Here is a 25,958-nt window from a genome sequence, read left to right as displayed (position 1 = left end):
GGTCAAGTGTGGCAGATTTCTTGCCCACAGTTAAGATACTGCCACGCTAAATCTGCGGCGCTTTCCGTGTGATGAACTGTTGGATCCAGTCGAGCGTTTGCGGATGGTCCAGGTGAAAACCGTGCCGGCCGTTGGGAACCTTCGCCAGGGTGGAACGCGGGATGAGGTTCCGCAGCACCTGGGCATTGTCGATCGGAGTGAGCACGTCGGCTGCGCCGTGGAGGATGAGTGTCGGAGCTTGAATGGATCCCAGGTGGTCCTGTGTGTTGTGCTCCTTGCTTGCCCTGAACTGCTGGCGTTTCGCCTGGGGTGATGCGCGTGAGGTGAAGAAGGTACGAACAGCTTCCTGATGGGCGGCTGCCCATCCGGCGTCGAAAAAGAGGGGTTGCAACTGGTCGGGATCACCGCTGGTGAGAGCTCGGGTAGCTTCCGGATCGCGGTCCCTGCCCAGAAAGCCGCCCGCGGATGTGGCGGCGAGAGTGAGCGCGCCGACCCTGTCCGGATAGTCGATCGCCAACCACTGGGCAATGCGTCCGCCCATTGAGTGACCATAAACATGTGCCCGCTCGATCCCGGCGGCGTCGAGCACACTAACGGCGTCGGCAGCGAAATCCCGAGTGCTCGGGTGGCCCGCTGGGCCGTCATCGCTCCCACCGACGCCGCGGTGGTCGAATCGGATCACCCGGAATGCTTCCGACAGGGTGGGGACAAGCGGATCCCACCCTGTCAGCGCTGTTGCCTGGCCGGCAATCAGCAGAAGCGGGGTTCCCGTTCCGTCGGAACGCCAAGCCAAGCGGGTTCCGTCCTTCGTGACGGCGAACTGCATCGGTGCAACCAGTCAGTCGGCGATATTCGACGGCGGCGTACCGAGCGCCTCCAGGTCCTCCCAGAACGACGCCGGCACGTCTGTCTGGCGCATGCGTTCCAACTGGTCGATGCGCCTGGCTGATGAGATGCCCACAATCGTGGAGTCCACAAGCGGTGAGCGGAGGGAGAAGTGAAGCGCCGCCGTCGGCAGTTCGATGCCGTGGTCAGCGCACAGGTGCTCGACCTTGCCGACCCACTCGAGGAGTTCCGGCGGAGAAGCGGTGTAGGCGTAGTTTGCGCCGCTTGCGGACCCGCGGGCAAGCAAACCGCCGCCGAAGGGCGCGGCATTGAACACGCCCATTCCCAGATTGACTGCGTCTTCGATCAGAGGGAGTGCACTTCGATCGACGAGCGTGTAACGGTTGTGCGTGAGGAGGACATCGAACGCTTCGGTTGCAACGTATTGCCTCATCAGGCTCACAGTTCCGGCGGCAATGCCAATCACATCAACCAGGCCCTCTTCCTTGAGCTCGATCATTCCGGCAATTGCACCACCGGGTGCTGCTGCCTCTTCAAAGGTGATGGAGTAGGGGTCGTGCAGGTGGAGCAGCCCTAACCTGTCCACACCCAGCCGCCGGCAGCTCTCCTCGAAGGATCGCCGGACGCGATCCCGGTCGAACAATCGGGTAGCTGGATCCTCGTCGACCTTGGTGACGATGGAGCGCCCTTCCGCTGCTCCCCCCGAGGAGACTGCGAGACCGAGTACCTCCTCGCTGCGTCCCTTCGCGTAGTTGTTGGACGTATCGATCAGTGCGTAAGGGCCGTGAAGCATTGTCCGCGCGAGTTCGACGGCGGCTGCCTCGTCAGCACTACCCGGGCTGGTCCCCGCACCAAGAAACGAGGTTCCGAGGGTGATCGGGCTGGCCAGAATGCCGGTAGCTCCCAAGGGACGGGGATCGATGGGACTTTGTGGCTGGTCGGGCACGGGTTCTCCACTTCTATTCGGCGTGTCAGGGTTTCGGCTTACGCGCTGGCGCGTCGCGGCTCCACTGATGGTGACGTTGAGTTCTCCCTAGGAACTTACCGCTTCACCCTCCATTGCGCTTCCGAACGGCGGATCGGGCGTCGACGTCCGTTCGGTCCCTGCGCGCGAACGAACAACGATCTTTCCTGGCTCGGGCTGGTGATACCTGAAGACGCCCTCCGACTTGTACAGGTGGTGTTTGGGACAGAGGCATGCCAGGTTGAAGTGACTGGTTGTTCCTCCTCTTGCCCAGGGCACAGTGTGGTCGATCTCGCAGGCAACCGCGGCCCGGTTGCAACCGGGATGCCTGCACGTTCGATCGCGGGCACGAACCCAATCCTGTAGATGTTTTGGCGGTCGATAAGTCTCGCGTCCGACGTCCAATACCGATCCGGTGACCGGGTGAGTGAGTATTCGAGTGAAAGACGGCGCATGTGCAGCCAGTCGAGCGGCCGTAGCAGTATCGATTGGGCCGTATCCCTCCAGCTCCGCGAACTGGTTGAGGCCGTGCGGGTCCATGTTGCCGCCCGCCCTGCCGCCGGGGGTTTCATGAACGCCCGCTGAGCCGTCTCCAGGGACGCCGGTGTCCTCCCCGAGGACATCGAGCAACGCGAGGACCGGCACGGTGACATTCACGTGTGCGGTGATACCCCGCCACGCTGAATGCTCATTGGTGGTGCAATCGTGGGTGAGCAGGTCCACGAACACGTCTGCCCGGAGTTGAGTGAGGGTACGGGGCTCGTCCGGAGTCTTCACCTTACGGGCCGTACTCGTCAACCGCTGGTAGATGCCGCATGCCTGCTCCGCCGGAAGGTAAACATGCAGCCAGGCCATCCCGTCATCATCCAGTTGCAGCTCAACGTGCCGCTCTGCTTCAGCCTTGACCTTGCGGAAGCGAAGGGTCTGCGGGTGATGCTCTTCGCGGAGGCGGCGTGCCCTGCGGGCAAGCTTGGCTACAGTCATACCCTGGGCTTGATCAAGCAGAGCCCGCTCAAAGAGCGGCACAGCGTTCGGCGGCATGCCGAGCGACTCATCCGCAATCAGGATTGCATGACGTCGGGAAATCGATCCGGCTTCAAGCGCTTCCAGGGTGGCGGAATGCTTCGCGGTCAGCTGCACGGATTCCTCAACCAGACGGTGCGCGGTGCGTTCCGGGATGTTCAGTGTGAAGGCCACCTCTGATGCTGCAACGGACTGAGCCATGTCCTCCACGCGGTTCCCACTCGGGAATCGGTGCAGAACTTCATCCCGAGTCCTGTCGGCGAGCGCAGCGACAATGCGCGCTTCTATAGCATCAATCCAGGACCGGAGCCCGGCAAGTTTTTTCAAGGCGTCTGCTGTATCGCTGTTATCAAGAGCTTCGAGCCCAGTGAGTACCACCCGCCCGCAAAGACCAGCAGGATCCGGAGAACCCAAGCCGAACCCATTGGCATGATCCGTGTCCGTTCCGGTAGCCGCGGAATGCGTGGGAGGTGCCGATTCCCACACCCGCATTGAAGGCTGAAGCTGGGCCTCTGGCCGACCGGGTGTTTGTCCGCCCGACTCCGGCTGGGCATGGGCGGTCCCTTCTGCCTGTGTACTGCCGACCCCTGGAGACCAAAGTTCACAGTCGAACTCCCAAAGATCCTCAGGGCGGAAGTCACGCTCAGTCAGAAAGTCATGCCAGGCATAGTCATCGGCATACAGCGATGATTCCTCCAGCCCCATTTCCAACGTCATGAGGAAAGCCAAACACCCGCCACTGACATTTCCGGAACCTCGAAACACGGCACCCGCGGAACGCGGTCACCGGCATCCCATATGCTCGATCACACCCCTAGTCGACAGGAGAATCATGGCGGATCTGCGCGTGTTCGTTCCCACTCCCCTGCCTGAGCAGCTGTGCGAGCTCATCGAGAAACTGGAGCCGCGGATCGAACTGGTGAGGGATCAGACGCTGCTGCCGCCACAGCTTTACCCGGGGGATCATCTGGGCGACAGGAACTTCAAGCGGACACCACAGCAGCAGGCGGCGTATGAGGCTCTCATCGACAGTGCGGACGCACTGTACGGAGTGCCGGGTCAGTCCGGCGCGGAGCTGGGGAGGGCCGCACGCGCCAATCGCCGACTGCGGTGGGTCCACACAACTCCGGCAGGTGGCGGCAACCAGGTCAGAGCGGCGAAGCTGGCCGAGGAGGAGCTGCAACGCATCACGTTCACCACATCGGGTGGAGTTCATGCCGAGCCGCTGGCCGAATTTGCTGTCTTCGGAATGCTGGCAGGCTCGCAGAATTTGCCGCAACTGCTCCGGGACCAGCGCGCACATACATGGGGAGCACGGCGTCCGGTACCGCTGATCGCGGACCAGCGCGTCGCCGTCGTCGGCTTGGGCGGGATCGGGCGGGCGGTGGCACGCAAACTCAGTGCGCTGGGAGTTGAGGTGGTCGGTGTTCACCGGCGCAGCGTTGAAGCAGAGGGGGTCTCCCGGATCGTCCCGCCGGAGCAACTCTCCAGGCTGCTTCCCGATGTCGACGCAGTGGTGCTCTGCCTTCCGGCCACCGATGCCACCCGTCACATGCTCAGCCGCACCTTGCTGGAGCAGGTCAAGGCGGGCATCACGGTCGTCAACGTCGGTCGGGGCACCACCATCGACGAGGAGGCACTCACCGAGGCGTTGATTGACGGCCGTGTCGGGTTCGCTGCTCTTGACGTATTTGAACAGGAACCGCTTCCAACGAACAGTCCGCTCTGGGAGCTTCCAAACGTCGTCGTAAGTCCTCACAACGCGGGAACCTATGAGGACGAGGAGCGGAAAATCGCAGAGTTGTTCGCAGAGAACGCGAGGCGTTTACTGGACGGGGAGCCGATGCTGAACGTTGTCGATACCGTCGAGTTCTACTGAACCGGCGCGCTACATCCACCTCTTGTGCTTGAAGGTGAGATAGAGACCGATCCCCATCAGGAGCATCAGGGCCAGCGCAAAGGGGTAGCCAAACGCCCAGCCCAGCTCCGGCATGTGTTCGAAGTTCATCCCGTACACCGTGCCCACCAGTGTGGGTGCAAAAAGAATGGCCGCCCAGGAGGATATCTTCTTCACTTCCTCGCTCTGGGCGAGACTGGCTTCCGAAAGATGACGCATCTCTTCGTTCTGCCGCTGTGTCACAAGTGTCGCGTGGACGGAGAGGGCACTCTGCAGCAGGATTCGGAAGGAATCAACGCGCTCGATCACCCGAATCACATGGTCTTGAACGTCGCGAAGGCGGCGCTGTAGCTCCAGATCCATGTCGTACTTCTCGGCCCCGCGCAGCAGGGCATCGAGCATAGGACGCAGCGGATGTGCTGCGCGCTGGAAGCCGATGACCTCGCGGGAAAGTTCGTAGATGCGGCGTGCGACGTCAGGAGCGGAGTTGAAGAGCTCATCCTCAATCTCGTCGATGTCATTCTCGAGTCCCGCAACTACCGGCGCATACTGGTCAACCACTTCATCGAGAATTGCATACAGCACCGCTTGCGGGCCGAGGGCGAGGAGCTCCGGCAGTGCTTCCAGCCGTCGTCGTACCTTCGCCAGGTCAGGCGACTCAGCCTGACGGATGGTGACGATGAAGTCGGGCCCGATGAAAACATGAAGTTCACCGAATTCGACGATCTCCTCCGCGTCCAGGTAGCGTGCAGGACGCAGGACGGCAAACAGTGTCTCACCGTAACGCTCCAACTTGGAGCGCTGGTGACCGTGAAGCGCATCCTCAACGGCCAGCTCGTGTAGGGCAAACTCTTCAGCAACCCGTTGAATCTCGGCGGCATCCGGCCGATACAACCCGATCCAGGCCATCCCGCCGTGGTCACGCTTGAGTTCGAAAGTCTCATCCAGGTTCACCGGGTTGGCAGTACGGTGGCCGTCCACGTATACGCCGTTGTCAACGATCGTCACCCGATTGTCCTTTGCTCTCGTTCCTTCCAGTGCTTGGGCGAGTCTCTCACGTGCACCCACTCCCACGGCCGAAGCCCCGCGTCAGTTTGACGTCTGCAACTGGTAGATCAGTGCTGCAGCCACATCAGCCAGACGCACATTGGTGTCCTGGGACAGCTTGCGCAGCAGGTCGAAAGCTCAATCGGTGATTTTATCCTGAATCGGCACCGCCGCCGTCGTTGTTGGCGGAAGCCGACGGCTCATCAGGTTCCCACCGCAGCACGTCACCGGGCTGGCAATTGAGGATTTCACAGATGGCTTCGAGCGTGGTGAAGCGGACCGCCTTGGCGCGGCCATTCTTCAGCACCGCCAGGTTCGCGGGAGTGATTCCGATGCGCTCCGCCAGTACACCGACGGGCATCTTGCGGCGGGCCAGCATGACGTCGATGTCTACGATGATCGGCATCAAATCACCTCGTCGAGTTCGTCGCGCAGGTGCTTGGCTTCGGCGTCACGCGCCACTGCCTGTGCCAAAAGCATTCGCAACACCAGCACAATCAATGCGACGCCACCGATCAGAAGCGACGCCCCGCAGATCAGCAGAATGATGCCTGGGGCAATTTCGCCCGGTGCGAGAAGTACGGCAAGCGCGAACACGAGCACCGAGGCAGCGGTGATGGCCCCGAAGATGATGTCGACATACCGGAAGGCACCGTGAGAGAAGACCGTGCCGCTGCGGACCATCGTGAGCAACTTCCATACGCAGACAGCGCTGACCTGCACGGTGAGGATCCCGAACACAACGATGGCGTTGAACGTAATGCGCAGCCCGGTAGGCACGCCCGCTTCCTCCAGGTCGGTAGAGATCAACGGCACCATCCAAAGCTGAATGAACAACGACCCCGCAATCACCATCGCGATAACGACCTGTAATGCGAGGATGGCCAACTTACCCATCGAGGACTCCTTCGATTGTTTTACAAGGAGAATATATCGAAAGACGATAGGTTAGACAACGCCGCCTACGAAGTCCCTACGCAAGAGCACCGCCCCTCCACGCGCATAGCGAGTCCCGCTACCCGGCCCGGACCACCAGATCCGCCCTGGCTTTCGCCTCCTCAATCAGCCGCGCGTTCGGCTCGTCAATCTGCTCTACCCACGCTTCCGCTGCAGCGCGGCTCTTCCCGAACGCGACGTGCCGCTCAATCAGCCGCTCGATCCGCACACTGCGCTCCTGCTCGCAGTACCAGACCTCAGTGCACATGCTGCGGATGTCCCGCCAACCTGGGCGTTCGAGCAGCAGGTAGTTGCCTTCGGTGAGGATGGTTCCCGCGGAGGGATAAACCGGGAGTACACCGGCAATCGGCTGTTCAATGGTCCGCTCGAAACCCGGAGCGTAAACCACCGCATCCCGAGACGCTCGAAGGCGCTCGAGCAGCGCGGCGTAACCGTGAACGTCGAAAGTCTCGGGCGCACCCTTGCAGCCCAGAAGCCCGAGCCGCCCAAGCTCCTGGTCCGAAAGATGGAACCCGTCCATGGGCACGTTTGCATACCGCTGCCTCTCCGGCTGCGGCTGGTCCCGGTTCAGCCGGGCAACCAACCGCTCGGCGAGCGTGGTCTTCCCCGATCCCGGCGGGCCGGCAATTCCGACGACGACGGCGCCACCCTCCGGTGCGGACAGCCCCGCGATGCGGTCAACCAGTTTCGAGAGATGCACCCCGCCATCCTGACAGAAAGTCCCCTCTTGATAGCTTCTCGCTGTCCGATATTGTCGGCGACCGCTCCCCGCCCACCGTCTCCGGACTAAGAAAGGCAGACGGGGAATCCCGAATCACTCAATGAGGAGAATCATGACCCTAGGGATAAGAGGGCGCAGGCGTCACCGGATATTGTCCGTGACGATCTGCGCCGTCACAGCAATCACCATGGCGACGGCGTCCGTGCCGGCCACAGCACAATCAGGGCATGGTGCTGACCGTCGGCCGCCGGCGGCAGGACCCGGAGACCGGCCGATGGAGAATCTGGACCGCGGCGTTGTGGCAGTCCGTGCCAGTAGCACCGAGGTGCTCGTTAGTTGGAGATCGCTCGGCTTGGATCCGGACGGATTGGGTTTCAATGTCTACCGGTCCACGGACGGAGGTGAATTCACAAGACTCAATGGAGACGTACTGCTCGAAGGAACGAACTTCGTGGACACCACGGCGAATACCAGTAAAGAGAACAGCTACCGCGTGCGCGCCGTCCTCGGGCAACAGGAGGAGCCACCGAGCAAGGCCTTCACCCTTGCGGCAGGCAACGCGGTCGAACCTGCGGTTCGGATTCCGCTGGAAGCCGGTGGTCCGATCAAATTTCTCTGGGTCGGGGACCTCGACGGCGACGGCGCCTACGACTACGTCATCGATCGTCAGACGGCACCCCAACAGCTGCAGGCCTACAAGAGTGACGGGTCCCTCCTGTGGGAGATGAGCATGGGGCCCAACAGTCTGGACCAGGACAACATCGAGGGAGGTTCGGCAACGCTCAATGTTGGCCACAACGACGGGGTGACCGTCTACGACTTCGACAGCGACGGGCGCTCGGAGGTGGCCGTACGCATCGCCAACGGAGTCACCTTCGGCGATGGAGAGACGTTCATGGCCGACGACGACACCCAGCAGTTCATGGCCATCCTCGACGGGCGTACCGGACGAGCGCGTGCCACTGCCCCGGTCCCTGATGACTACATTTCCGACGGTCCCATGTACGCCCGTTTGGGTGCCGGCTACCTGGACGGCAAGACCCCCAGCCTGGTCGCCTACATGAAGAACCGGACCGGTAACGGGGACTTCAATTTGATGGTTGCGGCCTGGCAGTTCGACGGAAAGTCGCTGACCCAGCAGTGGAAGTGGCTGCGCGGCGACCAGAACGCGCCTGACGGGCACAACACGCGCATCGTCGATGTCGATGGCGACGGCAAGGACGAGATCGCAGAGATCGGCTTCGTCCTGAACGGCGACGGCACGCTGCGTTACAGTCTCGGGGATAAGGGAGTGGTCCACGGGGACCGTTTCCACATCGCCGACATGGACCCGTCCCGTCCCGGCCTTGAGGGCTACGGGGTGCAGCAACGCAACCCGTCGGGCCTGCTCGAGTACTACTACGACGCTTCGGACGGCTCGATCCTCTGGCAGCACTTCGGGGAAGGCGGAGACACCGACGTCGGCCGCGGCATGGTCGGCGACGTCGATCCCCGCTTCCCGGGTATGGAGGCCTGGTCCTTCTCCGGGCTCTTCAACGCTCCGACGAACCAACTTACCGAGCCGGACCCGAGCCTCCGCCCGTGGCCGCACCTCGGGGTGTGGTGGGACGGCGACCTCCTCCTGGAACTGTTCAATGACGGCAAGATCGAGGAGTGGGATCCTGCGAAGCCGACTCGAACCGGATCCCTTCCCCGCGTCGAAAGCACCTGGCGCTACGGGGCAGTGAATGCGCTCGGCGATTCGGCCAATCCACTCTTCCTCGGTGACATTCTCGGCGACTGGCGCGAGGAAGTGGTACTTACCAGCCCCGAATTCGATGAGCTGATCATCTTCACCACCGATCAGCCGACCGACACCCGGCTCTACACCCTGGCCCACAATCCGTCCTACCGGAACGGCATGACACTCAAGGGATATGTCCAGTCGCATCACGTCGACTATTTCCTCGGTGCCGGTATGGCACAACCGCCCGAACCGAACATCAGCTACACCGGCCGCCGGCCGTAACTCGACCACTTGATGGGAAAGGAACAGGTCTCGACCATGTCAGAAGCAAGGACCATCACACGACGATCAGCCCTCGCCGCACTCGGCGCCACGGCCATCGTCGGTACGACGGCGGCATCAGCCTTTGCCACAGCCACCGTCCCGGGAAGCAAGAGGGTGTTCATCGCCGGTGATTCGACCGCCGGACAGAAGCATCAGGATGTCGCGCCGGAAACGGGCTCGGGAATGGTGTTGCCGTTCTACCTGACGCCGCGGGCCGTCGTCGACAACCGAGCGCTGAGCGGCAGGAGCTCGAAGAGCTTCATCGACGAGGGCCATCTCGCGGGGATCCTGAATGCTATCCGCCCCGGCGACGTTCTACTGGTGCAGTTCGGGCATAACGACCAGAAATCGGCAGATCCTAAGCGCTACACCGAACCGTGGACCACCTTCCAGGCCTACCTCCGGCAGTACATCGACGGTGCGCGAGCGCAGGGCGCGACGCCGGTGCTTGCGACTCCTGCTGAACGCCGCCGGTTCGACCGCAACCAGAACGCGTACACCACCCACGGAGACTACCCGGCTGCCATGCGGGCGCTTGCCGCCCAAGAAAGCGTCCCGCTCATTGACGTACAGGCACAAACACTCGCCCTGTGGCAGCAGCTCGGCCCGGAAGAAACCAAGAAATATTTCCTCTACACCGATGACGGCCGGCGGGACAACACTCATTTCAATCCCCCGGGAGCAGCAGCGATCGCCCGCATGTTCGCCGAGGGCCTGCTCAGCTCCGGCGTCCTGTCCGAAGGATACGTCCGGCGGTTGGATGAGGAAGTACCGGCGTCGTGGTTCACCTGGCCTGAGGGCACCACCCCGCCGCCGGCACCCGAGTAGAACCAGCACGCCAGAAGCGCCGGTCAGTCATTTCAACTGACCGGCGCTTCTATGATCGGCTTGACCTCCCGGTCAGCGCGGGGCGGGAAGTTCCACGGTGATGGCTGACCCGTCGTCCCAGGTCAGGGTGACCGAATCACCTACGAGTTCCGCTATTCGCGCTCTGGGCGCCGACTCCACCTGCGAACCTCTCAGCGAAACCTCACAAGCGTAGAACATCCCCTCCGCAGGCGTCTCCACTGCAAGCCACGGGATGCCGGTCTCCTGCCCGAGCGGCGTGACGTCGGTCAAAACCTCCACCCCACTCTGATCCAACCCCGCAAGATTCCTCATGGTCGAAAGCTTGCCTCCCGACTCTGCGAGTGCCCCGCGCACCTGAACGGTCTCGCCTGAGACGGCCCAGCCTCCAACACGCAAGGCAGAGCCTGTCACGTCGGCATCGTGCGCTCCGTCGAGTCGGATGATCCGCACTTCACTGCCCTGCTTCACGACGGACGCGACCGTAATCCAGGGACCCGTAGTCACTGGGCCCTCCTGTCCGAGGCCGTGATCGCGGGCCGGTAAATCTTCCACTTCCACCCAGTGTGCCCGGGACCGGGAAACACCTACGAGGACGTCCTCACGCTCCTGAACGGCCAGCGTCTGGAATCCTGTGCGATGGCTTGCCCGCCCCTGCTCGTCAAGGACGACGACTGACTGATCCAGCGGGTTCATCACTGTGTCCCCGACCAGCGGAGGAAAGGTCGCGGTCGAGTATCCGAACCGAGCGTACAAAGGCGAATCCGTTCGGAGGTCCCCCTCGGAAGCTCGGTCCGTTCCGTGATTGAAGATACGGACGACGCCGTCGTTCTGTGTTCCCGACACCAACCACCCGGCAGCGGGCATAGTCAGCGCAAAGTCCCCCTCCTCCACCGGAAGCGGCTCCTCGGCGCTTGTCCACACTGGGTGGTCGGCGGGAAGGGCCAGACCGAGCATTCCCTTGCTGGCCCAATAAGGGGAGGCTGCTCCCGAATAACCCTGTGCCATGGGATTCCACTCACCGTGCCACCCGACCGAAAGGAGGCCGCGTTCGTCAGGTACGCCATGATCGAGGAAGTACTTGAGCATGCCGGAGGAAGCGCGGCGGACGAGGCCCGGCTTCAGTTCGTTGATCTCGCAGTAGGAATCCACCCACAATGGCGCAGCGGTTGCGTAACGGTAGATCAGGCTCCTCCCCTGAATGAGCGGAGCGCCGTCGGCTCCCTGTAAGTGCGCAGCATCCTGGATGTAGGAACGGAAACGATCCGTGTAGATCGGGCGAAGCCGCCGGGCTTCCTCCGAGTCGGAGAGGTCTGTCCACAACAGCGGGTACAGTTGCAGCGCCCAGCCGCAGTAGTGGTCGTATGCCCGACGGTTGCCGTCCGAGTACCAGCCATTTTCGGCCACGAAGGACTCGTGCTGGGATAGGCGGAGGTTCAGGTCTTCCTGCGAGTACGGCGCTCCCACGGAGCGCAGGAATTCTTCGACGACGATCTGGAACCAGACCCAATTGGTGACCGGATAGCTACCTCCGATCACAGTGGACATCCAATCGGCGATCCGCTGCTGCACACCATCGTCGAGCCGGTCCCAGAGCTGTCGACGCGTCATCATGAGCACCAGGGCGATGGAAGCAGCTTCCACCTTGGCCTGCTGGGTTTCGGAAGGTACCGGCCAATACCCAGGGGAAGCGGGATCCGTGCCGTTAGCCAAACCCTCGGCGTACCATTCGGCCAGGTTGTGCGGGTCGCTCTCCGGCGAACCCTTCAACCGAAAACCTGCCGTTAGAAAGCTGCGTGCAAACCCTTCCAGGGCATCGCTTTCCGGCCCGCTGCCACTGGTGATGCCCGGCAGGGAAATGAAACTATTCCCCGGCTGCGCGTACTGGCGCACTGAGTCCAGAAGCCGATCGGCCACGTGTTCCCAGTGCTCCCTGGTCAGACCGGTGAAGGGAGAAAGGTCGAAGTTCAGCGGCGGAGCGCTGAGCACATCGCTGTGGGTCATGCGGCATTTCCTTCATCACTATGTTCGGCGTCGGCGCCGAAGGTTACAACGCTAACCAGTCTGTCGTGCAGCACACCGCTAATCGGACAAATTGCGACCGCAGGCTGCTGCACTGTCCACTGACCGGGCGGAGACTTCCCCTGAAGAGGCATGTCCGATGATGTCCGTTCTTCAGGTGCGTACGCGCGGCAGCGCCTAATCTCGGCGAAGAATCGGCACCACTGGGGTTGCCGCACGATGGGAGGACCAATGTCGCCACTCACACGTCGTACATTCCTGCACGGGACCACTGCCACCAGTGTCCTGGCCGCAGGAATCATGAACAACGCATCATCAGCGCTCGGACTCACTCCAAGAAACACCGTCCCGGCACGCCCTGCACCCACGGGCGACGGCAAAGTACCGCTCAGCTGGCTGGACGGATCTGCCGCAGGAGTAGCAGGCAGCACTTGGGGAGTCGCCTGGCCGAAGGGAACCGTCAGCGACCCCAACGAGATCGGCCTGCAGGCATCGGATGGACGTAACGTACCCCTACAATCTTGGGCTACGGCCCGCTGGCCCGACGGTTCCCTCAAGTGGACGGGACACGCCGTAGGAGCAGGCGAATCGGCAGAGTCGTACACCCTCGTACCGGGGACAGCACCAGCGCCGCCGAAGGCACCGGTGACTGTGCAGGAGAGTTCGGCGGAAGTTGTAGTTGACACCGGGGTGGCCAGGACAACGATCCCCCGTTCTGGAGACGTTTTGGTTTCAGCGATTGCCAGGGCCGGAAAGAACGTGGCCGTCAACGGCCGGCTCGTCAGCCTGCACCAGAAGGGCTACACGGAAGAGACCAACGGCCGGCCGCCGCATATCAATGAGTTCCTTGGCCAGGTCGAAGAGGTGGCCGTCGAGCAGAAAGGGCCGCTCCGCGCCGTCGTTCGCGTGAAGGGAATCCACGCCGGCAAGGGAAAGAAATGGCTTCCGTTCACTGTAAGGCTGGTCTTCATCGCGGGAGCTGAAAGCTTCCGTCTCATGCACACCTTCGTCTGGGATGGTGACCCTGCAGAGGACGTGCTGCGGGGTCTGGGGATCCGATTCGAAGTTCCGATGATCGATGCGCTGCACGACAGGCATGTTCGTGTCGCAGGCCAAGGAGGAGGATTCCTCGCGGAGGCAGTCCGCCCGATCACGGGCCTGCGCCGTGACCCAGGGGAGAACGTACGGAAGGCGCAGGTTGCAGGGCGTCCGACACCCCCTATCTCCTCATGGGACACGCGCGTATCGAGCAGGCTGGATTACATTCCCGCATTCGGGGACTACTCGCTGTCACAAGCGAACAGCGACGGCTTCACCCTCCGGAAGCGCACCAAGAAGGGCACCGGCTGGGTGCGGGTCAGCCACGGCAGCCGCTCGGATGGCTTCGCCTACGTGGGGGGAATCAGTGGCGGTCTCGGTATCGGTCTCAAGAACTTCTGGGAGCTGAACCCCACCCAGTTGGACATCAGCGGCGCTGCTGGTGAGACGGCCTCGATCACCATGTGGCTATGGTCGCCCGACGCCGGCGAAATGGATATGCGGTTCTATCATGACGGTCTCGGACTGGATACTTACGAGAAACAGCTGGATGCTCTCAACGTCACCTATGAGGATTACGAACCCGGATTCGGAACACCGTATGGGGTGGCGCGCACCAGCGAGTTGATGGTTGTTCCCGTTGAAGCTACGCCGCCCGTTGAGACTCTCGCCAACTATGCCGCTGCGGTCCGCCAGCCGCCGCTGCTCGTGGCATCTCCGGGAGCATTGCGTTCCGCCGGGGTGTTCGGCGACTGGTCAGAGCCGGTACGCGATGACAACGTCGCCCGCAACACGATCGAGGATCGACTCGACTTCCTCTTCGATTACTACGTGAAGCAAAAGGAGACCCACCGATGGTACGGATTCTGGGACTTCGGCGACGTCATGCACACCTACGACGGCGACAGGCACCAGTGGCGCTACGACATCGGGGGTTATGCCTGGGCCAACTCCGAGCTTTCACCGGATCTGTGGCTCTGGTACGCCTATCTGCGGTCAGGCCGGGCGGACATCTTCCGCTTCGCGGAGGACATGACGCGCCACACCGGCGAAGTGGACGTCTACCATCTGGGTGAATGGGCCAAGCTGGGTACCCGCCACGGCGTGCAGCACTGGGCGGATAGTGCCAAGCAACTGCGTATCAGCACGGCCGCCTACCGTCGGTTTTACTACTTCCTCACGGCGGACGAGCGCACCGGTGACCTGCTACGAGAACTGGTCGACTCGGACCAAACCTTCCTCGGGCTCGACCCTATCCGGAAGATCCGCACCGAGCCGTACGAGCCCGACCGGAATGCTTTGTCGGTTGGAACAGGTACGGATTGGAGTGGACTGGCGGCTGCCTGGCTCACTGAATGGGAGCGTGACGGCGATCCATCGGCGCGTGACCGGCTGCTCGGCACCATGGCGGACATCGCCGGCTTCACGAACGGGTTCATCCACGCCAATGGCCTGTATGACCTGGACAAGGGTCGTTACGTCGAAGAGGGACCACTGGATGTCTCGCACCTTTCAGCAGTGTTCGGCCTCGTGGAAATCAATTCGGAATTGATCTCCCTGACCAAGGGCACCGAACTCGAGGTTCCCGGTTTCGAGGATGCATGGCTACAGTACTGCCGGCTCTACAACGCCTCCCGGGCGCAGCAGAAGGAGGAGACGGGCTACGACTTCGGCAGTCTCAATCTGCAACAGCCGCACAGCCGGGTCACCGCCTATGCCGCAGAGGCACTCGATGATGATGCGCTCGCCGCACGGGCTTGGGAGGAGTTTGGTGTGGGCAGGAACGGCTATGTCCGCGGTACCAAGTGGAAGACCCAGCGAGTCGAGGCGCCTTACGTCCTTGAGCCGTTCGACGAGGCGCCCTTCGTGTCAACCAACGCGACGAGCCAGTACGCGCTGGCCGCGATCCAGAACCTTGCGTTGATCGGCGACAAGCTGCCAAGCAACCTCAGAATGTGAATGTCTTAGCCACCACGCCCGTGCGGACCCATTCCGGTCCGCACGGGCGCACACTTGTTAGTGCACGAAACAAAACGAACATTTTCGTGCACGAGGAGGTCCATTAATGAGTGAGGTATCGACGATGCTGCCGCGCACCAGGCATAAACATATCCTTCGGGAGATTGAGCTGCACGGCACGGTGCGGTCGGCAGACGTCGCCGAGAAGCTCGGTGTAAATAGCGTGACAATCCGGCGCGACATCGCTGAACTGGACGCCGCCGGGCTACTGACCAAAGTGCATGGCGGGGCTCTCGCCGTCGTGAAGGCCCGCCGCCCGCCGGAAAGCAGCCAGACGCTTGTCGGTGTTCTTGTGCCCTCCACAACGTCCTATTTCCCGGAAGTCGTGCGCGGGATGGAGTCGATGGCTGCCAGCAGGCGCGTTCGGCTGGTGCTGGGTCTCTCGCACTACGACCGGGAGATAGAAAAGGCCCGCGTCGAACGGCTTCTCGCCCTGGGCGTCGAGGGATTGATTCTGGCTCCGACGATTCCGGAAGATGTCTCGTCGCTGGTTGATTGGTTGAGTGACCTGCCCGTTCCTGTGGTCTTGCTGGAGCGGGTTGTGGACGGGTTGGTGATCGGCCACGAGTTCGAGCATGTCCGTAGCGATCATGCGCATGGGGCGTCGCTCGCCGTGCGTCATTTGGCACAGCTGGGACACCGCCGCATCAGGCTCGCACTGTACGACAGGACACCCACTGCCCGCTGGGTGAAGGCGGGGTATTTCCAGGCGGTCGAGCGTTTCGGCATCGAGGACCCCGCCGTGCACGTGCTGCCCAAGGGTGACGATGATCCGCGCGCCCTGAATGTCGCCCTTGCTGAGCTCATCGAGGAGTGCCGTACCTCCGGCACCCGGGCCGTACTCGTGCATACCGACCATCATGCGGCGCAGCTGGTCGAACTGGCCGACAGCATGGGTATCAGTGTTCCGGAGGATCTTGCCGTCGTCGCCTATGACGACGAGCTCGCAGAGTTCGCTCACGTGCCGCTCACCGCGGTCACGCCGCCGCGTCGGGAAGTCGGTCGGGGAGCGTTGCGGCTCCTGCTTGAGCGAATGGAGGCGAAAGACGCAGGCCGACCGGTCCGGCATCTTCAACTGCTGCCGCGGCTGACCGTGAGGGCCTCCTGCGGGGCAGGGAAGCCCTAGCTTTCTCGGCTTGTCCGTTTTTGTTCGGATAGACAGCCCTTGCAGTGTCGTCTGTCACAGTAGATCCCGTTGTACCGTTTCAGGCCACGAGCAAGGAGGCTCCTATGTCCGCACTGCGAAAGACTCATACCGCCGCTCCACCCAAACTCAAGTGGGCCGCCAGCGTAGCTGCCCTCGGCCTGCTGCTGTCCGGCTGCAGTGCCGGCGGCGGCTCCGAAGGTGGTGGCGGCGCAGAGGAGGTCACTCTGACGCTCTCCTTCTGGGGTGACGCAAGCCGTTCCGAGAGGTACGAGAAAGCGATCGACCTCTTTGAGGCAGAAAACGAAGGCGTCACTATCCAGACGACGTTCGCCGGCTTCGGTGACTACTGGACAGCCCGCAATACCGAAGCGGCGGGCGGCAGTCTTCCCGACGTCATCCAGATGGACCTCGCGTACATCAACCAGTACGCGTCAACCAATCAGCTGGTGCCGCTCAATGACTACATCGGCGATGTCATCGATACGTCCACCATCAACGAGACCCTTGCCGCTGCCGGCGAGGTCGAAGGTGAGACCTACGCGATCGCCTCGGCGGCAAGCACATTGTCCACCCTCATCAACGACCCGCTGCTGGCCGAGCTGGGCGTCGAAGCGCCGTCGGCCGACCTCACCTGGGACGAGTACGATGCGTTCCTTGCTGAAGTCGCCGAAGCAGGAGCATCGAAGGACCCGCAGGTCTACGGGGCCATGGATTACACCGCGATCTTCTGGGCCTTCCAGATGTGGCTGCAGCAGGAAGGCAAGCAGTTCGCGACCGCTGACGGCCAGCTGGGTTTCGCCCCTGAAGATCTGGAACGCTGGTGGTCGCGCGGGGAGGCCCTTCGCGAAGCGAATGCGGTCCTCCCGCCGGAGCGGCTCGAACAGCTCCAGGGTGTGGATGCCCTCGGATCGGGCGAGGTCGCCACGGACATCAGCTGGGACAACTTCCTTGTGCGCTTCTCTGAGGGGCCTGCAGCACCGGAACTGAGCATGCTCCCCGTCCCCGCTTCAGACAGCGGCGACCGCTCGATGTTTCTCAAGCCCGGTCTCATGATGGCGATCGGCGCCAACTCGGAACACCCGGACGAGGCCGCCGAGTTCATCGATTTCCTGATCAACTCGCCCGAGGTAGGAGAAATCTTCGGGGCTTCGCGCGGCGTGCCGTCGTCGTCTTCCGCGGTGGAAGGCATGGCAGCCGAGGGCCTGGACGCCCAGCTTGTCGAGTACGAAGCCTCCATTGAAGAGGACCTGTCCGGAGCGGCCCCGCCGCCGGTCGAGGGTCTTGGCTCCATGGAAGAAGCTTTCGTGCGGATTCACCAGGACCTCGCGTTCGACGCCGTCGACGCCGCGGACGCAGCTCAGCTGTGGTTCGACGAGGCTGAATCGGCCCTCGGACGGTCCTGACCGAAGCTGGCGGTGCCGCACGGACAAATCCAGGCCGTCCGTGCGGCACCGCTGATTTTCCTTCCCCGCACCATCCAGAAAGTAGAAGCATGACTCTCACCGATGAGAAGCTACGGGGCCGTTCAGACGGTTCCCGCGAGCCGGCGCCACGAAAGCAGCGCCGCTGGCGTCCAGAGGACGTACGCGCAGGATACATTTTCCTCTCTCCGTGGCTGCTGGGTTTCCTCGCGCTGACGGCCGGCCCCATGCTGGCATCCCTTTACCTGGCGTTCACGGACTACGACCTGTTCCGCGAACCCACCTGGGTGGGCACCGACAACTTCGTTGAACTGTTCTCCGACCCGAGGTTCCTGCAGTCGGTGAAGGTCACCGTGATCTATGTGTTGGTCGGCACGCCGATCAAGCTGGCTGCCGCCCTTGCCATCGCTACCCTCCTCAACCGCTCGCATCGCGGCCAGGGAGCCTACAGATCGATGTTCTACCTGCCCTCCCTTGTCGGCGCGAGCGTATCCGTTGCCATTGTCTGGAGGGCGATGTTCAACGATGACGGGGTCGTGGACCGGATCTCCCAGCTGTTCGGCCTCCCAGCGGGCGGCTGGGTGGGAAACCCGAACATGACCATGCCGATGCTGATCCTGCTCGCTGTATGGCAATTCGGGGCCCCGATGGTTATCTTCCTTGCAGGCCTGAAGCAGATCCCTCACGAGTTGTATGAAGCGGCCGCTATGGACGGTGCCGGGCGCATATGGACGTACCTGAAGATCACGCTGCCCATGCTGTCGCCTGTCATCTTCTTCAATCTTCTTCTGGAAACCATCTCGGCATTCCAGGTGTTCAGCTCGGCGTTCATCATTTCGGGCGGAACGGGTGGACCCGCCGGCTCCACGTTGTTCTACACGCTCTACCTCTACCTGCAGGGCTTTACCGAATTCCGCATGGGGTATGCCTCCGCCATGGCCTGGCTATTGCTGATTGTGGTCGGCATCATCACCGCGATCATGTTCCGCACCTCGCGGGGTTGGGTGCACTACGGAGGCGATTCCCGATGAAGACCAGAAGCTCAATACTCCGCAGGATCGGCTTCCACGCGGTGGCGCTGACCCTCATTGCCATCACTATGTATCCGGTCCTCTGGATGGTCTTCTCGACCGTCAAACCGTCGAATCAGATCGTCGGCAACGTCAATCTGCTGCCGGAGGAGTTCACTCTGGATAACCTGACGGCGGCCCTCGCTGGAATTGGCGGCGTCTCCTTCTGGACCTTCTTCGGCAACTCTCTCGCGCTAGCGGTTTTGAGCGTCGTCGGAATGATCCTCTCAACCACGGTGGTGGCTTATGCGTTCGCTCGTATCAATTTCCCGGGACGGAACATCTGCTTTGCCTTGATGATTGCTACGCTCCTGCTGCCCTTCCACGTGGTGATCATTCCCCAGTACGTCGTCTTCAATAACCTCGACATGATCAACACCTGGGTACCGCTGCTGGCGCCGAAGTTCCTGGCGACCGAAGCATTTTTCATCTTCCTGATGGTGCAGTTCATGCGAAATCTCCCCCCGGACCTCGACGAGGCAGCGAAAATCGATGGTGCCGGCCACGGCCGCATCTTCGCAGCAATCATGTTGCCTCTCATGCGACCGGCGATTGTCACCTCATCCATCTTCACGTTCATCGGCAGCTGGAACGACTTCCTCGGCCCACTGCTGTACCTGAAGAAGCCTGATCTCTACACCCTGCCGGTAGCGCTTCGCCTCTTCGTCGATCAGACGTCCGCGGTGAACTACGGGGCCCAGATTGCGATGGCCCTGCTGGCCCTGGTACCGGTTCTGGTTTTCTTCATCATTTTCCAGCGATTCCTGATCAGCGGTGTCGCTACCCAGGGACTGAAGGGATGAGCGCGCTGCAGAGGGATGCGACGCTTTCGCAGATTCCTGAACCAGGTGCTGCGGAGAAAGATTCACGGCGCCTGAGGGGTGCGCTCTTCATGCCCCGCAGCACTGTGAACCGAATTTTTCCAGGCTCAGTCCTGGATGAGCTGGCGGAAGTCGTAGACCTCGTCTCGCGTGAACCGCTCGAGGATTTACGGGACCCAGCGGTTCGAACAATACTTTCGGACATCGACGTACTGATCACAGGCTGGGGAAGCCCGAAGGTCGACGAGGAAGTGCTCAGCACGGCTCCGAAACTCCGCGCCGTTTTCCACACGGCGGGGACGGTGAAGGGAGTGATTAGCCAGGGATGCTGGGAACGTGGCATCGCCATCAGCTCTGCGGCTGCGGTCAATGCAATTCCCGTCGCGGAGTACACCATGGCGATGATCGTCCTGGCCAACAAGCGTGTCCTGCCGCTGGCCGATGCTGTTCGAACCAACCGTGGCCGAGTATCTCCCGAAGAGCTTTTCCCCGGACTCGGCAACTTCGGAAAGCGGGTCGGAATCATCGGGGCCTCACGCATCGGGCGGCAGGTTATCCGTTTGCTCGCCGCCTACGATCTTGAAGTCGCCGTCGCTGACCCTTTCGTCGACAAAGCGGAGGCAGACCAGCTTGGCGTGCAGTTGAAAGAGCTCGACGAACTACTCCCCTGGGCCGACGTGGTATCACTCCACGCGCCATCCATCCCGGAAACACGGGGCATGATCGATCGTCGCCGCATCGGCCTTATGCGGGCCGGCACAACCTTCATCAACACGGCGCGGGGAGAGATCGTAGATCAACAAGCGCTCACCGAGCGGCTTCAGACCGGTGACATCTTCGCCGTTCTCGATGTCACATCGCCGTCCGTGCTGCCAATGGACTCTCCGCTGTACGATTTGCCGAACGTGTTGCTCACTCCCCACATTGCGGGTTCGTTGGGGTCGGAGCTTGCCCGGCTGGCACAGTCCTCCATCGAAGAGTTACGGCGGTTCACGAACGGCGAACCGCTCGAGCACCAGATCAAGACCGACCTCCTGCCCATCACTGCCTAAGGAAAATTAGGGCGGTGGACTGGCCGCTCGAGTACCCTCGGCACGCCCTCGGGACTGGCGGAACGCGTTTTGTTACGACACATGTTGCGCCGAAGGCTCAGAAAGTCGTTTAGTTGAAGCTCACCATCCCGAGCGGCCGAGAGACCTGGATCGTTGACGCCGCAGCAACCCTTACCTGCTATTCGCAGGGGAACGGGTGCTACTGCCAGGAGCGATGGAGTGTTTCATGAGTACCCTTTTGAGTGCACAGCAGCAGGCGTCCCGGAAGACACAACCCGGCGCCGCCGGCAAGCAAGCCCTTCCCCTGACATTCTCCTCACTGGTCCGTTCCTTTGGCAGCGGCAGCGCTGAGCATGTGGTCCTGAGGGACATCAACCTCGAGGTTCGCGCCGGTGAAGTGCTGGCGATTGTCGGAGCGAGCGGCTGCGGAAAATCAACCCTGCTTCGGGCCGCGGCCGGCCTCGACTCACCTACCGGCGGCAAGGTTCTGATCGACGGCACCGCCGTCAACGGGATCGACGACCGCTGCGCCTTCGCCTTCCAGGAACCCCGCCTCCTTCCCTGGCTCTCCCTGCGTGCCAATATCGCAATCGGACTGCCCAAGGGAACCAGCGCCGCAGCCGGCAAGGCAAAAGTCACGGAGCTCCTCGGTCTCGTCGAGCTAGCCGACTTCGCCGGGCACCGCCCCCGTGAGGTCTCGGGCGGCATGGCACAGCGCGCGTCGCTGGCCCGGGCACTCGCACGCAACCCAGGTGTACTGCTGCTCGATGAGCCATTCGGTGCGCTGGACGCACTGACCCGCCTGAAGATGCAGGACCTCCTGCTCGATATCCACCGCGCGCAGCCCACAACGGTCCTGCTCGTCACGCACGACGTCGACGAAGCCCTCCAGCTTGCCGACCGCATCATCGTGCTCGGCAAATCAGCGGACCCGGCTCACCCCGGAGCATCCGTCACCGAGGTGCTCACCGTGCCGGGCGAGCGCCCCCGCGACCGCAATTCGGCTGAGCTCGGTCGAATGCGGAGCTCACTGCTCGCCACTCTCGGCGTCAAAGGCCACTAGCGCACCCACCACTTGTTCCGCCGTCGTGCCCGTCCGCGCGATGGCTGCCGTCCATGCAAAGGAAAATCATGATCCGCACCCGCTCACCCTTCACCCGCCGTGCCGTCGTCTCCGTAGCGCTCGCCGCAAGCAGCGCTTTCGCACTGACCGGCTGCCTCGCCGGCGAGAACGCCGCCTCCACCGAAGAGGCGGGATCCGGTGAATCGGCCACCGAACTGAACATCGACTTCGCCACCTACAACCCGCTGAGCCTGGTCATCAAGGACCAGGGCTGGCTGGAAGCCGAGCTGGAAGACGAAGGCGTAACCGTCAACTGGATCCAGTCCGCCGGATCCAACAAGGCCAACGAAGCGCTGCGCGCAGGAGCGGTCGACGTCGGCTCCACCGCCGGATCCGCTGCCCTCCTCGCCCGGTCCAACGGCTCGCCCATCAAGACCATCGACATCTACTCGCAGCCGGAGTGGTCGGCAATGGTGACCGTCGAGGGTACCGGCATCGAGAGCCTTGAGGACCTCCGGGGCAAGTCGATCGCAGCCACGAAGGGCACTGACCCCTACTTCTTCCTGATCCAGTCCCTTGAGTCCGCGGGCATCGACCCCTCCGAGGTCACCGTGCAGAACCTGCAGCACGCCGACGGCTGGGCTGCCCTGAACAACGGTTCGGTCGACGCGTGGGCCGGACTTGATCCGATCATGGCATCGGCCGAGCAGGAGGGCGCTGAGCTCTTCTTCCGCAACATCGACTTCAACACCTACGGATTCCTCAACGCCAACGAGGAGTTCCTGACCGAAAGCCCCGAGCTGGCTCAGACCGTGGTAAACGCGTACGAGAAGGCCCGTCAGTGGGCCAAGGAAAACCCCGAGGAGACGGCGGAGATCCTCGCCGAGGTCGCCGGCATCGACGTCGAACTTGCCAAGGCCGTGATCATCGAGCGCACCAACCTCGACGTCGATCCTGCTCCGGGCGAGGCGCAGCGTGCAGTCCTCGAGAAGGTTGGCCCGAACTTCGTCGAGACCGGCGACGTCTCCTCGCAGGAGCAGATCGATGAAGCCCTCGAGACCCTCTTCGATGACTCCTACGTCTCCAACGCCGACCCCGAAGCGATTCAGGCCTCCTCATGATCCACGAGAACGCCACCCCCATCAGCAAGGAGGGCCTGGAGGCTACCGGCCACACCCTCACCACCGCGGACGACGACGGCGTCTCACCGCTCCAGCCGGCGGACACTTCCGCCGGGTTGCTGAGCCGCCGCCCGGTCCGGCTGCTGCTGGGGCTTGTTGTTCCCGCCCTGGTGCTCGGTGCCTGGCAGCTGAATTCTGTGGTGGGCGTCTTCAGTGCGGTGCAGCTTCCCCCGCCGACGGCGGTGCTGAACGCCGCCGTCGAGCTCGCTGAGCGCGGTGAGCTGTGGATCCACATCGCCATCTCCACCCAGCGCGTACTGATCGGGTTTGCCCTCGGTGCCACGCTCGGCCTGGCTCTGGGCGCATTACTGGGGCTCTCCCGGCTGGCCGACGTGTTGCTCGCTCCCGTGATCGGCGCCCTCCGTGCTGTGCCTTCGCTGGCATGGGTTCCGCTGCTCATCCTGTGGATGAAGATTGGCGAGGACTCGAAGGTCACGCTGATCCTGATCGGCGCCTTCTTCCCGGTCTTCACCACGCTTTACCTCGCGCTGCGGCACGTCGACCGGAACCTCGTGGAGGCGGCGCGTGCCTTTGGGCTGAAGGGTTTCCGGCTGCTCACGACCGTGCAGCTTCCCGCCGTCGTTCCCGCGATCTTCTCCGGGCTGCGGTTGGCGCTCGCGCAGGCCTGGCTGTTTTTGGTGGCTGCCGAACTCATTGCCTCGTCGCTCGGTCTCGGGTTCCTCCTCACGGACTCGACGAACAACGGGCGGACAGACAGGATCTTCCTCGCAATCATCCTGCTCGCGGTGATCGGCAAGACCACCGACGCGCTGCTCGGCATCGCCGAGAGATGGGCGGTCCGGCGTTGGACCTGAGCACTGCCGAGTTGACCGAACCTGAGCTGATCGAACCGGATCTGGCCACTGAAGCCGAGCGCGTTGCGTTCTGGGAGGAGGCGGCGCGCCGGTTGCACTGGAGCTCGGAATGGCAGACGGCACATACCTTCGAGCCGGCACGCCCCGGTCCCGGCGGTGAGCTGTCTGTCCCGCGCATCGAGTGGTTCGCCGGCGGCACACTGAATGCGGCCTACAACTGCGTGGACCGGCATGTTGAGGCCGGCCTCGGTGACAAGCCTGCGCTCCTCTTCGAGGGGGAACCAGGAGACCGGCGTACTGTCACCTATTCCGAGCTTCAGGAAGAGGTCAGTCGTGCGGCGAACGCCCTGACCGCGTTGGGAATCGGCAAGGGTGACCGCGTAGTCATCTACCTGCCTGTTTTGGTGGAGACCGTCGTCGTGACCCTTGCGTGCGCGCGGATCGGAGCCGTGCATTCGCTGGTCTTCGGCGGCTTCTCGGCGGAGGCCCTGCGCTTTCGCGTTGAGGACACGGGCGCCAAGCTGCTCGTCACCACGGATGGGCAGTACCGGCGCGGAGCCGCGGTTCCGGTGAAGGCCAACGCCGATCTCGCCGTTGCCGGCAACAATGCGATCGAGCACGTTCTGGTGATCCGGAGGACGGGAAGCGAGATCGCCTGGCACGAGGGCCGCGACGTGTGGTGGCACGACGCCGTTGCCTCCGCCTCCCCCATACACGAGACCGAGGCCTTCGACGCCGAAACCCCCCTGTTCATCATGTACACCTCCGGCACCACGGGGAAGCCGAAGGGCCTGGTGCACACCACGGGCGGCTACCTGACGCAGGCGTCCTGGAGCTTCGAGTACCTCTTCAGCGACCCTGACCCGGCCAAGCGGGACAGTGACATTCACTGGTGCACGGCCGACCTCGCCTGGGTCACAGCCCACACCTACGAAATCTACGGACCGCTCTCGAACGGCGCCACCCAGGTCATCTTCGAGGGCACCCCCAACACTCCGCATCCCGGCCGCCACTTCGAGATCATCGAACGGTACGGCGTCACGAGCTACTACACGGCACCCACCCTCATCCGCTCGCTGATGGGCTGGTTCCCCGACGGCGTCCCGGCCGAGTACGACCGCTCCACCATCAAGGTCCTCGGCACGGTGGGCGAAGCCACGAACCCGGAAGCATGGCGCTGGTTCCGGGAGAACATCGGCTCCGGAAGTGCCCCTATGGTGGACACGTGGTGGCAGTCCGAGACCGGCGCGACGGTCCTCTCCCCCCGCCCCACCGATGCCTCCTTCAAACCCGGCTGTGCCTCCCGCGCGCTTCCCGGCGTGAGCACCCGCATCGTGAACGACGACGGCGAACCGGTCGGTCCCGGCGAGCAGGGACTCATCGTGGTGGACCGCCACGGTCCGGCGATGGCCCGCACCGTCTGGGGAAATCCTCAGCGCTACCTCGATTCCTACTGGCGCAAGTTCGCGGAGCAGGGCTGGTTCCTTGCCGGCGACGGCGCCAAGTACGACGACGACGGCCACACCTGGATCCTCGGGCGCGTGGACGACGTCATCAACGTCTCCGGCCATCGACTCTCCACGATCGAGATCGAGTCAGCGCTCGTATCGCATCCGCGGGTGGTCGAGGCCGGAGTGTGCCCGGTAACCGATGGGGTGACCGGGCATGCGATCGCGGCGTTCGTCGTCGTGCACGGTGAGGTGGGCAACAGCGCCACACTGCAGACCGAACTCCGCAACCACGTGGCGAAGGCGATCGGCCCGATTGCCAGGCCCAGCGCCGTCGTCATTGTGGAGGATGTTCCCAAGACGCGCTCCGGGAAAATTATGCGCAGGCTGCTGACGCAGCTCTACGAGGGAACGCCGCTCGGTGACACCACCAGCCTTCAGAACGAAGGCTGCGTTCCGAAGATCACTGACGTGCTCGCCGCGCGATAGCGCAATACTTGAGAAGAACCA

At 62.8% G+C, this 25,958-nt stretch carries 22 protein-coding genes and 1 riboswitch; of the genes, 13 read left to right on the top strand and 9 right to left on the bottom strand.

The window, feature by feature from the left end; translation table 11 throughout:
* Positions 1–46: 46 nt before the first annotated feature.
* The 3 genes from M1D74_RS01615 to M1D74_RS01605 all read right to left on the bottom strand — a co-directional run bounded on the left by M1D74_RS01615 (position 47) and on the right by M1D74_RS01605 (position 3,550).
* Entirely contained in the window at positions 47–826 is a 780-nt protein-coding gene (locus tag M1D74_RS01615) for an alpha/beta fold hydrolase (protein ID WP_458116264.1), read from the bottom strand.
* A 12-nt stretch (positions 827–838) separates the two neighbouring features.
* Positions 839–1,792: an aldo/keto reductase gene (locus M1D74_RS01610; protein ID WP_458116263.1), complete on the bottom strand. Its 954-nt coding sequence runs from the start codon at positions 1,790–1,792 to the stop codon at positions 839–841.
* An 87-nt stretch (positions 1,793–1,879) separates the two neighbouring features.
* The gene (locus M1D74_RS01605; protein WP_458116262.1) at positions 1,880–3,550 is read right to left on the bottom strand and encodes a DUF222 domain-containing protein; all 1,671 of its coding nucleotides are present in this window, start codon (positions 3,548–3,550) and stop codon (positions 1,880–1,882) included.
* A gap of 115 nt (positions 3,551–3,665) precedes the next feature.
* On the opposite strand from M1D74_RS01605, the gene M1D74_RS01600 reads away from it, so the two are divergent.
* Positions 3,666–4,712 carry a D-2-hydroxyacid dehydrogenase gene (locus M1D74_RS01600; RefSeq protein ID WP_458116261.1) on the top strand — a complete coding sequence of 349 codons (1,047 nt, stop codon included), beginning with the start codon at positions 3,666–3,668 and terminating at the stop codon, positions 4,710–4,712.
* Between the two features lie 9 nt (positions 4,713–4,721).
* Here M1D74_RS01600 and M1D74_RS01595 read toward each other — a convergent pair whose 3' ends face one another.
* The 5 genes from M1D74_RS01595 to M1D74_RS01575 all read right to left on the bottom strand — a co-directional run bounded on the left by M1D74_RS01595 (position 4,722) and on the right by M1D74_RS01575 (position 7,434).
* On the bottom strand, positions 4,722–5,738 hold the full coding sequence (locus M1D74_RS01595; RefSeq protein ID WP_458116260.1) for a magnesium and cobalt transport protein CorA: 1,017 nt from the start codon (positions 5,736–5,738) through the stop codon (positions 4,722–4,724).
* 81 nt (positions 5,739–5,819) lie between these two features.
* Positions 5,820–5,894, bottom strand: coding sequence for a hypothetical protein (locus tag M1D74_RS01590; protein WP_458117114.1), 75 nt, complete (start codon positions 5,892–5,894; stop codon positions 5,820–5,822).
* A 34-nt stretch (positions 5,895–5,928) separates the two neighbouring features.
* Positions 5,929–6,183 carry a helix-turn-helix domain-containing protein gene (locus M1D74_RS01585; protein ID WP_458116259.1) on the bottom strand — a complete coding sequence of 85 codons (255 nt, stop codon included), beginning with the start codon at positions 6,181–6,183 and terminating at the stop codon, positions 5,929–5,931.
* On the bottom strand, positions 6,183–6,674 hold the full coding sequence (locus tag M1D74_RS01580; protein WP_458116258.1) for a DUF2975 domain-containing protein: 492 nt from the start codon (positions 6,672–6,674) through the stop codon (positions 6,183–6,185). Before M1D74_RS01580 ends, M1D74_RS01585 begins: the two co-directional genes overlap by 1 nt.
* Positions 6,675–6,792: 118 nt before the next feature.
* Positions 6,793–7,434 carry a nucleoside/nucleotide kinase family protein gene (locus tag M1D74_RS01575; protein WP_458116257.1) on the bottom strand — a complete coding sequence of 214 codons (642 nt, stop codon included), beginning with the start codon at positions 7,432–7,434 and terminating at the stop codon, positions 6,793–6,795.
* Between the two features lie 178 nt (positions 7,435–7,612).
* Here M1D74_RS01575 and M1D74_RS01570 point away from each other — a divergent pair, with 178 nt between their 5' ends.
* Positions 7,613–9,463: a rhamnogalacturonan lyase family protein gene (locus tag M1D74_RS01570; protein WP_458116256.1), complete on the top strand. Its 1,851-nt coding sequence runs from the start codon at positions 7,613–7,615 to the stop codon at positions 9,461–9,463.
* 36 nt (positions 9,464–9,499) lie between these two features.
* A complete protein-coding gene (locus tag M1D74_RS01565; protein WP_458116255.1) occupies positions 9,500–10,333 on the top strand; it encodes a rhamnogalacturonan acetylesterase in 834 nt (277 codons plus the stop codon).
* A gap of 72 nt (positions 10,334–10,405) precedes the next feature.
* Here the strand turns inward: M1D74_RS01565 and M1D74_RS01560 are convergent, their stop codons facing one another.
* The gene (locus M1D74_RS01560) at positions 10,406–12,355 is read right to left on the bottom strand and encodes a DUF2264 domain-containing protein (RefSeq protein WP_458116254.1); all 1,950 of its coding nucleotides are present in this window, start codon (positions 12,353–12,355) and stop codon (positions 10,406–10,408) included.
* 237 nt (positions 12,356–12,592) lie between these two features.
* On the opposite strand from M1D74_RS01560, the gene M1D74_RS01555 reads away from it, so the two are divergent.
* The 10 genes from M1D74_RS01555 (at position 12,593) to acs (ending at position 25,937) form a co-directional block, all read left to right on the top strand.
* Complete coding sequence (locus M1D74_RS01555) at positions 12,593–15,370, top strand: exo-rhamnogalacturonan lyase family protein (RefSeq protein ID WP_458117113.1); 2,778 nt, start codon at positions 12,593–12,595, stop codon at positions 15,368–15,370.
* 106 nt (positions 15,371–15,476) lie between these two features.
* The gene (locus M1D74_RS01550) at positions 15,477–16,556 is read left to right on the top strand and encodes a substrate-binding domain-containing protein (RefSeq protein WP_458116253.1); all 1,080 of its coding nucleotides are present in this window, start codon (positions 15,477–15,479) and stop codon (positions 16,554–16,556) included.
* 104 nt (positions 16,557–16,660) lie between these two features.
* Positions 16,661–17,980: an ABC transporter substrate-binding protein gene (locus tag M1D74_RS01545; RefSeq protein ID WP_458116252.1), complete on the top strand. Its 1,320-nt coding sequence runs from the start codon at positions 16,661–16,663 to the stop codon at positions 17,978–17,980.
* 89 nt (positions 17,981–18,069) lie between these two features.
* Positions 18,070–19,029 carry a carbohydrate ABC transporter permease gene (locus M1D74_RS01540; RefSeq protein WP_458116251.1) on the top strand — a complete coding sequence of 320 codons (960 nt, stop codon included), beginning with the start codon at positions 18,070–18,072 and terminating at the stop codon, positions 19,027–19,029.
* On the top strand, positions 19,026–19,871 hold the full coding sequence (locus M1D74_RS01535) for a carbohydrate ABC transporter permease (protein WP_458116250.1): 846 nt from the start codon (positions 19,026–19,028) through the stop codon (positions 19,869–19,871). Before M1D74_RS01540 ends, M1D74_RS01535 begins: the two co-directional genes overlap by 4 nt.
* Positions 19,868–20,941: a hydroxyacid dehydrogenase gene (locus M1D74_RS01530; RefSeq protein ID WP_458116249.1), complete on the top strand. Its 1,074-nt coding sequence runs from the start codon at positions 19,868–19,870 to the stop codon at positions 20,939–20,941. The genes M1D74_RS01535 and M1D74_RS01530 overlap by 4 nt, the downstream gene beginning before the upstream one ends.
* Before the next feature lie 120 nt (positions 20,942–21,061).
* Positions 21,062–21,162: riboswitch (SAM riboswitch) on the top strand.
* A gap of 5 nt (positions 21,163–21,167) precedes the next feature.
* The gene (locus M1D74_RS01525) at positions 21,168–22,004 is read left to right on the top strand and encodes an ABC transporter ATP-binding protein (RefSeq protein WP_458116248.1); all 837 of its coding nucleotides are present in this window, start codon (positions 21,168–21,170) and stop codon (positions 22,002–22,004) included.
* 68 nt (positions 22,005–22,072) lie between these two features.
* On the top strand, positions 22,073–23,125 hold the full coding sequence (locus tag M1D74_RS01520; RefSeq protein ID WP_309072152.1) for an aliphatic sulfonate ABC transporter substrate-binding protein: 1,053 nt from the start codon (positions 22,073–22,075) through the stop codon (positions 23,123–23,125).
* Positions 23,122–24,000: an ABC transporter permease gene (locus M1D74_RS01515; protein ID WP_309072151.1), complete on the top strand. Its 879-nt coding sequence runs from the start codon at positions 23,122–23,124 to the stop codon at positions 23,998–24,000. Before M1D74_RS01520 ends, M1D74_RS01515 begins: the two co-directional genes overlap by 4 nt.
* A complete protein-coding gene (acs, locus tag M1D74_RS01510) occupies positions 23,976–25,937 on the top strand; it encodes an acetate--CoA ligase (protein ID WP_458116247.1) in 1,962 nt (653 codons plus the stop codon). Before M1D74_RS01515 ends, acs begins: the two co-directional genes overlap by 25 nt.
* The last annotated feature ends 21 nt before the right edge of the window (positions 25,938–25,958 follow it).

The sequence above is a fragment of the Arthrobacter sp. D2-10 genome (assembly GCF_054161285.1).
This window is presented reverse-complemented; position numbering and strand designations above follow the sequence as displayed.